Source organism: Streptomyces albipurpureus, from assembly GCF_023701525.1.
Classification (GTDB): domain Bacteria; phylum Actinomycetota; class Actinomycetes; order Streptomycetales; family Streptomycetaceae; genus Streptomyces; species Streptomyces albipurpureus.
This window is the reverse complement of sequence record NZ_JAMQAW010000046.1, coordinates 1-14424: the sequence shown is the minus strand read 5'-3', so window position 1 is coordinate 14424 and position 14424 is coordinate 1. Positions and strand designations below refer to the sequence as shown.

General features: G+C 70.0%; 9 protein-coding genes. 8 read left to right on the top strand and 1 reads right to left on the bottom strand.

What is annotated here, in order from left to right:
- Positions 1–43: 43 nt before the first annotated feature.
- The 3 genes from NBG84_RS31470 to NBG84_RS31460 are packed head-to-tail and all read left to right on the top strand — an operon-like array spanning position 44 to position 4578.
- Positions 44–1468, top strand: a complete 1425-nt coding sequence (locus NBG84_RS31470) for a lysine N(6)-hydroxylase/L-ornithine N(5)-oxygenase family protein (RefSeq protein ID WP_250923114.1) — start codon at positions 44–46, stop codon at positions 1466–1468.
- Positions 1469–1507: 39 nt separating this feature from the next.
- On the top strand, positions 1508–4357 hold the full coding sequence (locus tag NBG84_RS31465) for a condensation domain-containing protein (RefSeq protein WP_250923081.1): 2850 nt from the start codon (positions 1508–1510) through the stop codon (positions 4355–4357).
- An 11-nt stretch (positions 4358–4368) separates the two neighbouring features.
- A complete protein-coding gene (locus tag NBG84_RS31460; RefSeq protein WP_250923080.1) occupies positions 4369–4578 on the top strand; it encodes an MbtH family protein in 210 nt (69 codons plus the stop codon).
- Positions 4579–4709: 131 nt separating this feature from the next.
- Here NBG84_RS31460 and NBG84_RS31455 read toward each other — a convergent pair whose 3' ends face one another.
- Positions 4710–5213 carry a GNAT family N-acetyltransferase gene (locus NBG84_RS31455; protein WP_250923079.1) on the bottom strand — a complete coding sequence of 168 codons (504 nt, stop codon included), beginning with the start codon at positions 5211–5213 and terminating at the stop codon, positions 4710–4712.
- A gap of 295 nt (positions 5214–5508) precedes the next feature.
- On the opposite strand from NBG84_RS31455, the gene NBG84_RS31450 reads away from it, so the two are divergent.
- From NBG84_RS31450 to NBG84_RS31430, 5 genes are all read left to right on the top strand, one after another.
- Entirely contained in the window at positions 5509–5787 is a 279-nt protein-coding gene (locus tag NBG84_RS31450) for a phosphopantetheine-binding protein (protein ID WP_250923078.1), read from the top strand.
- A 251-nt stretch (positions 5788–6038) separates the two neighbouring features.
- Positions 6039–6971 carry an ABC transporter ATP-binding protein gene (locus NBG84_RS31445; protein WP_250923077.1) on the top strand — a complete coding sequence of 311 codons (933 nt, stop codon included), beginning with the start codon at positions 6039–6041 and terminating at the stop codon, positions 6969–6971.
- Entirely contained in the window at positions 6958–8313 is a 1356-nt protein-coding gene (entS, locus tag NBG84_RS31440; protein WP_250923076.1) for an enterobactin transporter EntS, read from the top strand. The genes NBG84_RS31445 and entS overlap by 14 nt, the downstream gene beginning before the upstream one ends.
- A 117-nt stretch (positions 8314–8430) precedes the next feature.
- Positions 8431–9453 (top strand): ABC transporter substrate-binding protein, encoded by a 1023-nt coding sequence (locus NBG84_RS31435; protein WP_250923075.1) that lies wholly within the window; start codon positions 8431–8433, stop codon positions 9451–9453.
- Between the two features lie 236 nt (positions 9454–9689).
- Positions 9690–14424 (top strand): non-ribosomal peptide synthetase (locus NBG84_RS31430; RefSeq protein WP_250923074.1); only part of this gene is annotated, 4735 nt, incomplete at its 3' end.

The window sequence follows — 14424 nt, the reverse complement described above, 5'->3', positions numbered from 1 at the left end:
CCACCCCATCACCCATGGGCCACCGCACCGAGTAAGGATGAACATGCCGGCAGGGCACGCGAGCATCGCACAGCGGGAGACCCCCACCGAGGATCTGGTGGGCATAGGCTTCGGCCCGGCCAACCTCGCACTGGCCATCGCCATCGAGGAGCACAACAGCAACTGCGCGCCGGATCGTGTGCTGCGGTCGGCGTTCGTGGAACGGCAGACCGGGTTCGGCTGGCACCAGGGGATGCTCCTCGAAGGGGCGACCATGCAGGTGTCCTTTCTGAAGGACCTGGTCACCATGCGGGACCCCGGCAGCCGCTTCACCTTTCTGCGCTATCTCCACGAGCGTGGTCGACTCGCCGACTTCATCAACCAGAAGAGCTTCTTCCCCACCCGGGTGGAGTTCCACGACTATCTCGCCTGGTGCGCGGCCAGCTTCGGGAACCAGGTGTCCTACGGCAGCGAGGCGATCGCCGTACGCCCGGTGCAGCACAACGGCCGGGTGGGAAGCCTCGATGTGGCCCTACGGGAGGCCGACGGCCCATCGGGCGGCACCGAGCAGGTGGTGCGGGCCCGCAACATCGTGCTGGGCACCGGGCTCCGCGCCCAACTGCCCGAAGGGGTCTTCGCCGGTGAGCACGTCTGGCACAACCGCGATCTGCTGTTCCGGGCCAAGGAGTTGAAGGAGCGCCCCCACCGGCGGTTCACCGTGGTGGGCGCGGGCCAGTCGGCGGCGGAAACGGCGGACTACCTCTATCGCACCTTCCCCGACGCCGAGGTGTGCGCGGTCTTCACCCGCTACGGCTACAGCCCGGCCGACGACAGCCCCTTCGCCAACCGGATCTTCGACCCGTCCGCCGTGGACGACTTCTACGACGCCCCCGAGGACGTCAAGCGCGCGCTGCTCGAATACCACGGCAACACCAACTACTCGGTGGTGGACTGCGATCTGATCGAGGAGCTCTACCGAACGGTCTACCAGGAGAAGGTGGCCGGCACCGAGCGGCTGCGCATACTGCGGACCACCGCCCTCACCGGGGTGGAGGAGATCGCCCGGGGCGCCCGCGCCGTGGTGACCTCGCTGACCACGGGCGAGCGATCCACCCTGGACTGCGACGCGGTGGTGTTGGCCACCGGGTACCGGCCCCGCGACCCCCGTGAACTCCTCGGACCGCTGGCCGAGCACTGCCTGACGGACAGCCAGGGTCGGCTGCGCATCGATCGGGACCACCGTCTGCTGATGGACGACCAGGTCAAGGCCGGGGTCTACCTCCAGGGCGCCGCCACGGAACACACCCATGGGATCACCTCGTCGCTGCTGTCCACGCTCGCGGTGCGATCCGGTGAGATCCGTGATTCGCTGCTGCGCCGCACACACGGCAGGGCGCTGGCACCGGCCGTCGGCGTTGTCCTGTCGGGCGACGTGCCCTTCCCCGCCGCGTTGGACACCGAGGCGGTCACCGCCCCTTCCGGCCGTTGACCCCACCGCCTGTACCAGGCCCTCAGGAAGGCGAGCGAGATGTCCCACGCGACCCTCACCACCGAACGACCACTGGAACTCACGGCGGCGCAGGCGCACGTTCTCGCCGCTCAGTGCGCCGACCCCAACCATGCGGCCTACAACGTGGGCCAGTACATCGAGTTGACGGGCCCCGTCGATCCCGATGTGCTCCAGGACGCGCTTCGCCACACCCTGGGTGAGGCGCCGGGACTGCACTTGCGCCTACGCGACATGGGCGGGCGGCTCCTTCAGGAACCCGTCCCCTTCGACGCGGCGCACTGGCGACTGCGCCGGCTCGACACCACCGGCGCGGCCGATCCCACGGCGGCCGCCGTGGAAATCGCCCGCGAGCAGTTGGCCTGCCCGCCGCGCATGGATCTCCTGGTGGTGGACGATCGCGACGCGGCCCGGCGATCGGCGGCGCCCGCCCTCATGGGGGCGGTACTGGTGCGGGTGGGCCACCATCGTCATCTGCTCTTCCAGTACTTCCACCAGTTGGCGGTGGACGGATACGGGGTCACGCTGCTGACCCGCCGTATCGCCGAGGTCTACACCGCCCGAATGCGCGGTACGCCGCTGCCGGACTCCCCCTTCACCCAGGTCTCCGCGCTGGTGGCGGCGGAACGCTCCTACCGCGAGTCCCCGCAGTACGGCATCGACCGGGCGCACTGGGCGGCTCGTTACGCCGATGGGCCGCGGCCCACTTCGTTCCTGCCCGCGAGTGCCCCGCCGTCCGACACCGTCCTACGGCACACGATCGTCCTCGACCGGCGGACTTCCCTGGCGATCTCGGCCACGGCTGACGCCTCACGCGCCACCTGGGCCGAGGCCGTCACGGCCGCGGTCGCGGTCCAACTCCATCTGGACACGGGCACCCAGGACGCGGTGCTCGCCCTCTATGCCATGGCCCGGTCCGGCCCCGGCACCCTGCGCGTCCCCGGCATGGCCGTGAACACCCTGCCCGTACGGGTGGCCCTCGACGGCGGCGACACCTTCGGGACGCTGCTGGTGCGTACGGCGGCGGAGTTCGCGGCGATCCGTGCCCATCAACGCTTCCGGGGCGAGACGATCGCCCGTGAGCTCTGGCCGGGGCAGCTCTGGCGCGGTCGGGAGGACGGACGGCTGCCCGGGCCGCTGCTCAACCTGCGGCCGTTCGACACCGAGGTCGACTTCGCCGGAGTGCCGGGGCATGTCGTGACGCTCGCATCGGGGCCGGTGGATGGGCTCTCCCTCTCCGCTGTGCGGTACGCGGACGGCAGGCTCAGACTCGACTTCGACGGCAACCCGGCACTCTACGACGACGATTCCCTCACCCGGCACGCCCGACGGTGCACCGAGATCCTTGGGCGGCTGTGCGCCGAACCGGAACGGTCCATCGCCACACTCACCCTGTCCGATGAGCTCGGGAGCGCCCAGCCGCCCAAGCCCGACGGAGCTCTGACCACGGCGGTGGACCGCTCGCCACTGGTTGAACGGGAAGAAGAGCGGGGCGAGCTACCGCTGCTGCCCTGCGCGCACCGGCTTCGGGACGCGGGCGCGGCGATGGGGCGGCTCTCGGATTCGACGCTCTGGGAGGTCCCGGCGGGGCTGTCGGCGTCGGCGCTGCGAGCGGCGGTGGCTCGGCTGGCGCGAGTCCATCCCGCGCTGCGGCTTCGGCTGCACCGTGTCGATGGGGTGAGCGAGCTGTGGACCCAGGAGGTGCTGCCATCGGCGGTGGCACCGGCGGTGGTCGATCCCACGACGGTACGCCGAGTGGATACGAGCTCGCTCGTCGCTGCCGAGCTGTCCGGCCGGATCGCGGTGGAGGCACGGCGAGCGGTCGCGGCGCTCGATGTCTGGGCGGGTGCGGTACTGCGCGCCGTCTGGTTCGACGCGGGGCCGGCAAGGCCCGGCAGACTGCTGCTGGTGGCCCACCGGTGCTCGGTGGATGACATCTCCTGGCAGCTACTCGTTCCCCAACTCGCCAGCCTGCACGCGGCCCTTCAGGAGGGGCACGAGCCGCCCGGTCTGGCAACCGCAGGGCTGCGGAGCTGGTCGGAGACCCTGCTCAGGGAGGCCCATGGCCGCCAGCGCACACAGGAGATGCCCTACTGGTTGTCGCTCTTCGACCCACCGCCGCCGATCGCGACACCACAAGGGAGAACGCCCTCCCAGGGGGTTTCGAGAGTCGGCCCCGAACTGCTGACCACGGTGGCCACCACAGCCACCACCGGCGGAGCCGCCGACGCATTGGACGGCGCCGTACTCACCGCGCTCGCCCTGGTGGCGGCGGATGAACCCCGGCTCCACGGCGACGATCGCGGTCCCGGGCTCCTCCTGGAACGGGAGGTCCCCGACCCGGCGCGGCCGCCCCACACCATCGGCTGGCTCACCACGGTCCACCCGATCCGTATCGCACCGCCCGGACCCGTTCCCACCGCGGGGGTGAGCGCTGAGCAGGCCGCGCCGGCCCTGCGACACACGGCCGGGGCCCTGGCCTCCGTACCGGGGGGCGGTCGGGGCTATGAGCAGCTGCGTCATCTCAACCCCCAGTCGGCCGCGCTTCTCGCCCGAACGCCACGGGCGCTGGTCCGCTATCGGCGCCGCACGGACGCGCAGGCCCCGGGTGGTGTGCCGGGGTGGGCGCCTGCCCCGGCCGCTGAACGGGCCGCGCTCCACCCGGCACCGGCCGCGCCGCCCATCACCGGCCCGGTGGAACTGACCGCGACTGTCTCATCCGCTCGGTCAGCGGCCGGGTCGTGTGTGACGCTGCGTTGGCGCTGGTCGGGGGCGCTCTTCACGGATGAAGAGGCCCGACTGCTCACCGCGCGGCTCACCGAGATGATCGCGGACTTCCTCACGACGAACCGCAACACCCTCTACAGCTAGGAGAGATCACCATGACCGCGACCAACCCCTTCGAGGATGCCGACGGACGGTACTTCGTCCTGGTCAACGCGGAGAACCAGCACTCGCTGTGGCCTGCGTTCGCGGAGGTCCCCGCGGGATGGACCGTCGTCCACGGCGAGGACTCCAAGGACGGCTGCGCCCAGTACGTGGACACCCACTGGACGGATATGCGCCCGGCGAGCCTGGTCGCGAGGTCCTGAGCTCCGTCCGGGTGGACGTCTGCCGGGCCTGATGATTGCCATCAGGCCCGGCGGTCGGCGTGCCGGGAGGTCGGTGGTGCGGCCCGGCCCCGCGCGGGCTGCATCGGTCGGGCGGTGAAGCGCGGGACTTCTCAGGTGGAAAGGATGCGGGCGAGCACGGTGGAACCGCGTCGGGGGTCGAGCGCGCCCACCCAGGCCCGGGGCGCGAGTCCAGGGTCCACCGGAGTGAAACCATGGCGGAGAAACAGCGCACCGCCGCCCGTGGTCGCGGTGAAAACGGCTCGCAGCGAGCGCGCCGAGGCATGTGCCAGGGCCGCCCGCAGCAGTCCGGACCCCACTCCCTGTCCCTGACTGGTGGGTGCGACACAGAAGTTGTAGAGCACTCCGCTGGGCCCGGTGGGCTCATCCGGATAGTCCCGCAGCCCCAGACAGCCGGCGAGCGCGCCCCTGGGGAGGTCCGCGACAAAGAAGTCCGCGGCATCGGCGGAGTACCGGCCGAGGGTTCTCTCCCGTAGGGCGCCGCAGGGGAAGAACTGCTGGGACAGGGTGTGCAGGGCCACTGCGTCCAGGTGGTTTGCCTGCCGCGCTGAAGAGTGCGCGGACTGGACGGCGGGACGCGGCAGGGCCGTGGTCAATGGGTTCCCTCTCCTCGGTCCTGCCCGATGTCTTGGGGGTGCGGCTACGCGCACACGGACACCACACCAGCAGGCCGGCGACACTTAGGCAAGGCTTGCCTAAGCCATGACTAGATTACGACATGGCGCTCGACCGCCCCCCACCACCTCTACCACCGGGGCCAGTTGGCGCGGGCCAAGGGAGCCGGACCCGCGTCCACCGGCTTGACTTAGGCCAACCCGAGAAGGTTAGGTGAGCCTAACCTAACTCCGCTGATGGGTCGCGGAGTCCAGTCAGGGGAGAGGATCACCGACGATGGCCGACACGGCCCATCAGCAGACCGTAGAACCGGAACCCCTCGGGCCGGGCGTCTTCACCCCGGAGCGCCTGAAACGCGATGTCGCCGAGATGCTGTACGTCGAACCCGACGACGTACTGGCCACCGAGAGCCTCCTCGACCAGGGACTCGACTCCATCCGGCTGATGACCCTGGTCGAGAACTGGCGCGCCGACGGCGCCCGGATCAGCTTTGTCGAACTCGCCGAGCGACCCACCCTCAACGAATGGGCCGAGCTGTTGGGCAGCGACGCCTGACGGCGCTCCCCCAGCACGCCAGAGGGGCGATGGACAGAGTAGGCCCGAAGTGGCTCCGACGCCGCCAGCGCCGACCGTCCCACCCTGGTTTCGGCCGCATCACCGCTCGGCGACTCAGGACGGCCACCCACCGTAGGGGCCCATGCCCCATCGGGAGCAACTGGGCGGTCCGGTCGAGCGGGCAGCACACCCCCGGACCTCGGCGACGCGGCCGGGTCCCAGCGCAGGGCACCAACGGAGGAAGACAGACCATGGGTGAGAGGCTGCGGGCCGAAGGCCTGACGCTGGCCTACGACCGTCGCATTGTGGCCGAGCAGTTCGGCGTCGGCATTCCCGAGGGTTCGCTGACGGTGATCGTCGGCCCCAACGCCTGCGGAAAGTCGACGTTGCTGCACGCCCTCGCCCGTGTCATCAAGCCGCGGAAGGGTGTCGTCGTCCTTGATGGACGGCCCATCGGCACAATGCCTTCCAAGGAGCTCGCCCAGCGTCTGGGACTGCTTCCCCAGTCGCCGACCAACCCGGACGGCATCACCGTCGCGGATCTGGTGGCACGGGGGCGCTTCCCCTACCAGAAACTACTCCGCCAGTGGTCGGCCGAGGATGACACCGCCGCCCTGAACGCTCTCCACGCCACCGGTGTGGCCGACCTCGCCCACCGGCTCGTGGATGAACTCTCCGGTGGTCAGCGGCAGCGGGTCTGGCTCGCCATGGCCCTGGCCCAGGAGACACCGGTCCTGCTCCTCGACGAGCCGACCACCTTCCTCGACCTGGCCCATCAGGTCGATGTGCTCGACCTCTGCGCCGAACTGCGCGAAGAGCAGGGGCGAACCGTGGTCGCGGTGCTGCACGACCTCAACCACGCCTGCCGCTACGCGACCCATCTCATCGCCATGCGCGCCGGCGGGGTCGTTGCCGAAGGCCCACCCGCCGACATCGTCACCGCCGATCTGGTGGCGGAGGTCTTCGGGCTGCGCTGCCGAATCATCACCGACCCCGAGACCGGAACCCCGCTGGTGCTGCCGCTGGCCCGACGGTCCCGCCGGGGCGCGCCTGCCGGCGATCCCACCGACAGCTCTCCAGCGAAGGCCACGGACCAGCCCATGGACCACGCAAGCGACCCGCGCCCGGGCGCTGAATCGACGCCCGACCGCGCCCCGACGGGAGTGCCCCGTGCCAGCGCGTGACTACCTCCTCGACATCGAACCCCTGCGCACCAGCAAGGACTTCCGCTCCATCTTCATCGCGCGGGTGGTGTCGCTCTTCGGCCTCGGTATGGCGAGTGTCGCGCTGGCGGCCCAGGTCTACGCTCTGACCGATTCCATCTTCCAAGTGGCCGTGACCAGCATGATCATGAGCATCACGGTGCTGATCGGCTCCCTCTGGGGCGGCGTCATGGCCGACCGGATGGACCGGAAGCGAATCATCGTCTACGCCCGTGGCGCCGCCGCCTTCGCCTTCGCCGGTCTCGCCTGGAACGCCCTTTCGCCCGACCCGAAGGTGTGGGTGATCTTCCTCTGTGTGGCGTGGGACGGTGTGGCGACCGGTGTCAGTGTCACGGCGCTGATGGCGGTCGCCCCCACCCTGGTCCGCCCCGATCAGCTGCCCGCGGCCGGTGCGTTGATCTCCCTCACCGGTGAAATCGGCTCCATCGCGGCCCCCCTGCTCGGTGGTGTGCTGCTGGCGCTGTCCGGACCGGGTCCCGTGTTCGCCTTCGCCGCGGCGACCACGGCCGTCACCACCTTCCTGATCTCCCGGATACGGCCGCTGCCGCCGGTTCGGGATGACGACGAGGACGACGAGGAGGACACCGGCTCCCCGTTGGTGGCCTTCAAGTACGCCTGGCGCAACAAGGTCCTTGGAGGGTTGCTGACACTGGGCGGGGTGACGGCTCTCTTCACCATGCCCGTGGTGGTGTTCCCCGCGATGGTCGACAAGAAGTTCGGCGGTGGAGAGGTCATGTTGGGCCTCCTCTACACCGCGTCCGCGGTGGGATCGGTCATCGTCTCCGCCACCAGCGGTTGGCTCACCCGGGCCGCACGACCCGGCCGGCTGCTGCTGGGAGCCGCCTTCGTCGGCGGCCTCTCCATGATCGGTTTCGGGCTCAGTGGCAACATCGCCGTCGCCGTGGTGATGCTCGCCATCGGCGGCGCCGCCGGCACGGTGTACGAGATCCTTGAGTACGCGCTGGTCCAGCACAACACCCCCGATCGGCTGCGTGGGCGCATCGTCAGCGTCATCACCACCCAGGACACCTCAGGGGACATCGTCGGCGATGCCGAAGTCGCGCTGATCGCCAAGTGGTTCAGCCCGTCCGGGGCAGCAGTCGTCAATGGGGTGATCTGTGCGTTCGCCGCCGTGGCCATCGCGGTTGCCGTACCAGGGCTCCGCAAGGCAACGCTGCCCAAGGAAGCCTGGGACGACGATGACGATGACGGCGACGGCACCGCTCCCGACGGCTCCCCCGCCCCGGGCGAGGGCGGCGGGCTGACCACCGCCGTCGAGAGCGTTCGTCCGGTCAGCGGCTGAGCGTTGCGCACACCGACCCAGCAGCCGCGATCTACGCACACCCGCACTTCCCGCAGGCTTCCGCCAGCGCGCAGACCGAACAGGACCTGCGCCCGGACCGAGAAAGGCAGCACCCTCATGTTCCGTACCCGTGTGCACGCGACCTCCACCGCGCGTTTCCCGGGCAACCGGCTACACCGGCTACGCAGAGCCGCCGCCGGTCTGGTCGCGGCGGTCGCCAACGGGCTCACTGCTTCCTGCTCCAGCACGGCGGACGGCGACTCGGTCGCCTCGCCTAAGGGCGGCAAGCCCGCCACCCCTACGGCGGGGACCCCCGATCGACCGGTGAAGACGCCGGCGAAACCGCAGCGCGTCATCGGTCTTTCCTATGCCTCGACGTGGATGCGGGACGCGGGAGTCTCCATGGTCGGTGCCACCGACATCGATGAGGGTGCCCTCTCGGCCGAGCACCGGGCCGCGGTCAAGAAGACGACCATCGTCGGTGAGGGGAACGAGCTGAACTCCGAGAAGATCGCTCCCCTCACTCCGGATCTGATCGTGATCTCCGCGCCAGGACACACGGCCTTCAACATCGGCACGTTGAAGCCCGTCGCCCCCGTTCTCCCCTTCCCCATCGAAAACCCCGATGAGCTGCTGCCCACCTCGCTCAGGGTGATCGACGCCCGCGGAAAGGCAGCGGAGGGAGCGGAGTTCAAGGAGACCTACAGGGGCGGACTCACCAGGATCAGGAGCACCTACGCCCAGCAGCTGGCCAAAACCGACTGGGCGATCGTGAACTCGGGCGAAGCGGGCAAGTTCTCCGTCTACACCGAGAAGTCCTGGCTCGGCGTGGTCACTCAGGACGCCGGCGCGCGGTTCGACCCCCTACCCGGGGCCCCGAAGGGCGAGTTCTCGTACGACCTGTCCTTCGAGGAGATCGGCAAGCCGAAGGACGCCGACGTCATTCTGGTCGACGGTGACGTCCCGGGCGGTGCGCCGGTGGCCGAGACGAAGTGGCCGACGGCGCGGAGGAACTGGACGACCCCCAAGGCCAATCAGAACAGACAGGTCCATCCGGTGGCCGGCTTCTTCGTCAGCCGGTACCACGAGGGCGGCGGGATCCCCGATCGGTTCGAGCAGACCCCGAAGCCACTCCCGTAGACCGGGCGGGGGTGCGTCGCTCCGGACGGTCGACGCACCCCTCGCCCCTGACCGTCCGGGAGCCGGCCGGATCTTGGCCCAGCTGCCGGGCCCGGCCGGTTTCGGCAGCACCACTCCGCCGTCCCCGGCCTGCCGCACTCCCCCGCCGTCTTCTCCGCGCTCCGGCTCTCTTCGCCGATCAGCCGTATCCACGGCCCTCCTCGACCAGCCGCGTCCGACCCCAGGAGCTAGATCCCATGACCGAGCGTGCTTCCCAGCGCCTTCCCCTCACCGGGGCCCAGACGGGTGTCTGGTACGGCCAGCGGCTCGACCCCCAATCTCCCGTCTACAACGTCGGCCAGTACGTCGAGATCGATGGCGCGGTTGACGGCACCCTGTTCGAGCGCGCGCTACGGCAGATGGTCGCCGAGACCGAGGCGCTGACCGTGCGCTTCGAGGAGACCTTCGAGGGAGCCCATGACGAGGGCGGCCAGCCGCGCCAGCTGCTGGTGGCCCAACCCGATTGGCCCGGCCTTGAGATCGTCGACCACGCGGCCGCCTCCGACCCCACCGCATCGGCGCTGGCCCTGATGCGTGCCGACATGGACTCCCCGGCCGACCCCGCGACCGAACCGCTGTTCGCCTTCGCGCTGCACATCGTCGGCCCCGATCGCACACTGTGGTACCAGCGTGCCCATCACATCGCCCTGGACGCCTATGGCTTCTCCCTCATCAGCCGCCGCGCCGCCGAGATCTACACAGCTCTGGTCCGCGGTGATGAGCCGGCGCCCAACCCGTTGGGATCGCTTGCCTCCGTGGTCGGGGAGGAACGTGCCTACCGGAGTTCCGAGCGGTGGAGCGAAGACCGCGACTACTGGCGCTCCCGCCTCGCGGACCGTCCCGAACCCGAACCGCTCAGCGGGGCCGCCTTCCCCGCCTCGCACACCTTCCTCCGCGAGACCGCCACCCTCTCCCCGCAGACGACCGCAGGACTACTGTCGATCGCCCGGACCGCCCGCGCCAGCTGGGCCGATGTGGTGACCGCTGCCTTCGCCGCCTATCTGCACCGCTCCACCGGCAGCCGCGACATCCTCCTCTCCCTGCCCGCCATGGCCCGCTTGGGCTCCGTCGCGCTCAAGGTCCCGTCGATGGTGGTCAATGTGCTGCCACTGCGCGTATCCGTCCGCCCCGATGCCCCGCTGTCCGAACTGGCAGCCGCCGTCGCCGGCGATGTCCGGGCACTGCGCCGCCATCAGCGCTACCGCGCCGAGGACATCCGACGCGATCTCGGCCTGGTCGGCCGGGAGCAGGGCCTCCTCGGCCCCATGGTCAACGTCAAGGCGTTCGACAACGCCCTCGACTTCGCCGGCTCGCCCGGCACCGTGCACAACGTCGCGGCAGGACCCGTCGACGACATCACTCTCGGTCTCTACCACGATGCCGCAGACGGGCGCATACGCTGTGAGTTCGACGGCAACCCCCATGCCTACGACGCTACGACGCTGGCCGCCCGCTGCGCGGAGTTCGCCCACTTCCTCGCCGAAGCCGCGGCGGCCCCGGAGCACACTCCCATCGGCAGACACGATCTGCTGCCCGCCGCCGCTCGGGCGACGGTGATCCACGAGTGGAACGCCACCGACCACAACACCACCGACCACACGGTCATCGACGCGTTCGACCAGCAGGTCAAGACCCATAGCGGGCTGCCCGCTGTCATCGCGGGTGACACCACCCTGACCTACGCCGAACTCGACGATCGCGCGAACCGGCTCGCCAGGCTCCTGATGGAGCGGGGGGTCGGACCCGAGGGAATCGTCGGACTCGCGCTCCCCCGCACCACCGATCTGCTGATCGCCGTCCTCGCGGTCCTCAAGGCGGGCGGAGCCTATCTCCCGCTCGATCTCGACTACCCGGCAGAGCGGCTGGAGTTCATGGTCGAAGACGCCCGCCCGGTGTGCACCCTGACCACCCTGGGCTCCGCCGCGGCCGCACCGGACGTACGCGGAGTGGACACCATCGTCCTCGACGCTCCCGATACCCTCGCCGCCCTCGCCGACCTCTCGCCCACACCGACCGCGGCCCCGACCCTTGACGGCGGCCATCCGGCGTACGTCATCTACACCTCAGGCTCCACGGGCCGCCCCAAGGGAGTCGTCGTTCCCCACGCGGCACTCAGCAACTTCCTCCAGATGCAGGTCAAGGAGCTGGCGATGAAGGCCGGTGACCGGCTGATCGCCGTCACCACCATCTCCTTCGACATCGCGGCTCTGGAGATCTACACCCCGCTGATCAGCGGAGCGACCGTGGTCCTCGCCGACCGGGACACCGTACGCGACCCGGCCGCACTCGCCGCGCTCATCGACACCCAACGCCCCGCCGTCGTCCAGGCGACCCCCTCACTCTGGCACGCGCTCCTGGAAGACGGCCGCCCCACCGCACTCGACCAGGTCAAGGCGCTGGTGGGGGGCGAGGCCGTCCCCGCCGATCTCGCCGAACGCCTCACCCGGGCGGCCCGATCCGTCACCAATGTGTACGGCCCCACCGAGGTCACCGTGTGGGCCACCTCCAGCACCCTCGCCCCCGCGCACACCGGCACACCCGATATCGGCGTCCCGTTCTGGAACACCCAGGCGTACGTCCTCGACAGCGCGCTGCGCCCCACCCCCACCGGCAGGCCGGGGGAGCTCTATCTGGCGGGCGCTCAACTGGCCCGTGGCTACCTCGGCCGGTACGCCCTCACCTCCGAGCGTTTTGTCGGAGACCCCTTCGGCGAGCCGGGCGCTCGGATGTACCGCACCGGGGATCTGGTACGTCGCCGCCCCGATGGCCGCATCGACTTCATCGGCCGAGCCGACGACCAGGTGAAGGTCCGAGGTTTCCGTATCGAACTCGGTGAGATCGAGAGCGCACTCGGTGCCCCCGATTCGGTGGGCCGTGCCGTTGTGCTCGTACGCGAGGACCGCCCGGGCACCCAGCACCTCGTCGGCTATGTCACCGCGTCCGGCACCGGCGGGGCCCTGGAACCAGCCGCACTGCGCCAGGCGGTGGCCGAGCGGCTGCCCGACTACATGGTGCCGTCGGCGGTCGTCGTGCTCGGCGCCTTCCCCCTCACCGCCAACGGCAAGATCGACCGCCGCGCGCTGCCCGCACCCGACCTGGACGGACTCACCAGCGGGTCCGGCCGCGGCCCACGCGGCGCCCGCGAGGAGATCCTCGGCGGGATCTTCGCGGATGTGCTCGGTCTGGCGAGCGTCGGCCCCGACGATGACTTCTTCTCGCTCGGCGGCCACTCGCTCCTGGCGGCCCGGGTCGTCGCCAGGGTGCGAACCGTACTGGGCGCCGACTGCACCATCCGCGAGGTGTTCGAGGCACGGACGGTCGCCGAGCTTGCCCTGCGCCTCGATGAGCACTCGACGGCCGGTCGGCCAGCGCTGACCGCCGCCGTGGAACGCCCATCGGTGCTGCCGCTGTCCTTCGCCCAGCAGCGCCTGTGGTTCCTGCACCAGATGCAGGGTCCCAGCGCCACCTACAACATCCCCTTCGTGGCACGATTCGGCGAGCCGTTGGACGCCCTGGCCCTGAACGCCGCGCTGTGGGATGTCGTCGCCCGTCATGAAGCGCTTCGCACCGTCTTCAGCGAGGTGGACGGCCAACCACAGCAGCGGGTCCTCGACATGGCCGAGGCCGCGGTGGGACTTCGGGTGGTGGAGTCCCCCAAGGACCGCTTCGACGCGGCAGCCGAAGCCGCACTCGGGCACCACTTCGATCTCTCGATCGAACCACCGCTACGGGTCACCCTGCTGCGAGACCCGGAATCCGGAGCCCACGCGCTGGTGGTGCTGATCCACCACATCGCGAGCGACGAATGGTCGATGGGGCCCTTCCTCGGTTCTCTGGAGCGCGCCTACGCGGCCAGGGCCGCGGGCGAGGCACCGGGCTTGGGCGAGCTGCCGGTGCAGTACGCCGACTACGCGCTCTGGCAACGGCGACTACTCGGGGACCCAGCGGACCCGGAGTCCCTGGCCGCACGCCAGGCCGCGCACTGGCGCGACGAACTGCTCGGGCTCCCCGCCGAGTTGGCGCTACCCACCGATCGGCCCCGACCGGCCGTCGCCACCAACGCGGGTGGCATGGTGCACCGGGAGGTCCCGGCCGAACTGGCGGCCGGAGTGCGGCGGCTGGCCCGTCGAAGCGGCAGCAGCGTCTTCATGGTGGTGCACGCTGCGGTGGCGGCGCTGCTGCATCGGCTCGGGGCGGGCGATGACATCCCGCTGGGCAGCCCGGTCGCGGGCCGGGGCGATGAAGCACTCGACGACCTGGTCGGGTTCTTCGTCAACACGGTGGTGCTGCGCACCGACCTCTCCGGCACCCCGACCTTCGCCGAGCTCCTCGACCGGGTCCGTGCGGCGGATCTGGCGGCTCTGGATCACACCGATCTTCCGTTTGACAGTGTGGTGGAGGCGGTGAACCCGGAGCGTTCACTGACCCGTCATCCCCTGTTCCAGACGATGGTCTCGCACAGCACCGTGACCCAGGACGTCCGTCAGCTCTTCGGTCGGGAGACCCGGGTGGACCGGGTGGACCCGGGTGTGACCAAGTTCGATCTGGACCTCACCTTCTCGGACTCCGCTCATGGTGATGAGCTCGACCTTGAGGTGTTCTATGCCTCCGATCTCTTTGACCGGGGGACGGTGGAGGCGTTGGCGGACCGGTTGCTGCGGCTGCTGGCCCAGGCCGTCGCGGAGCCCGACCGGCCCATCGCCGACCTCGAACTCCTCAGCGCCGACGAACACGCACAACTCGCCCAATGGAACACCACCGAACGCCCCATACCCAACGAAACCATCATCGACATCCTCGCCCGACAAGTCACCGCCACCCCCGACGAAACAGCCATCGTCGCCGGCGAAACCCACCTCACCTTCAACCAACTCGCCACCGCCTCAGACCAACTCGCCCACCTCCTCATCACCGAAGGCATCGGCCCCGACA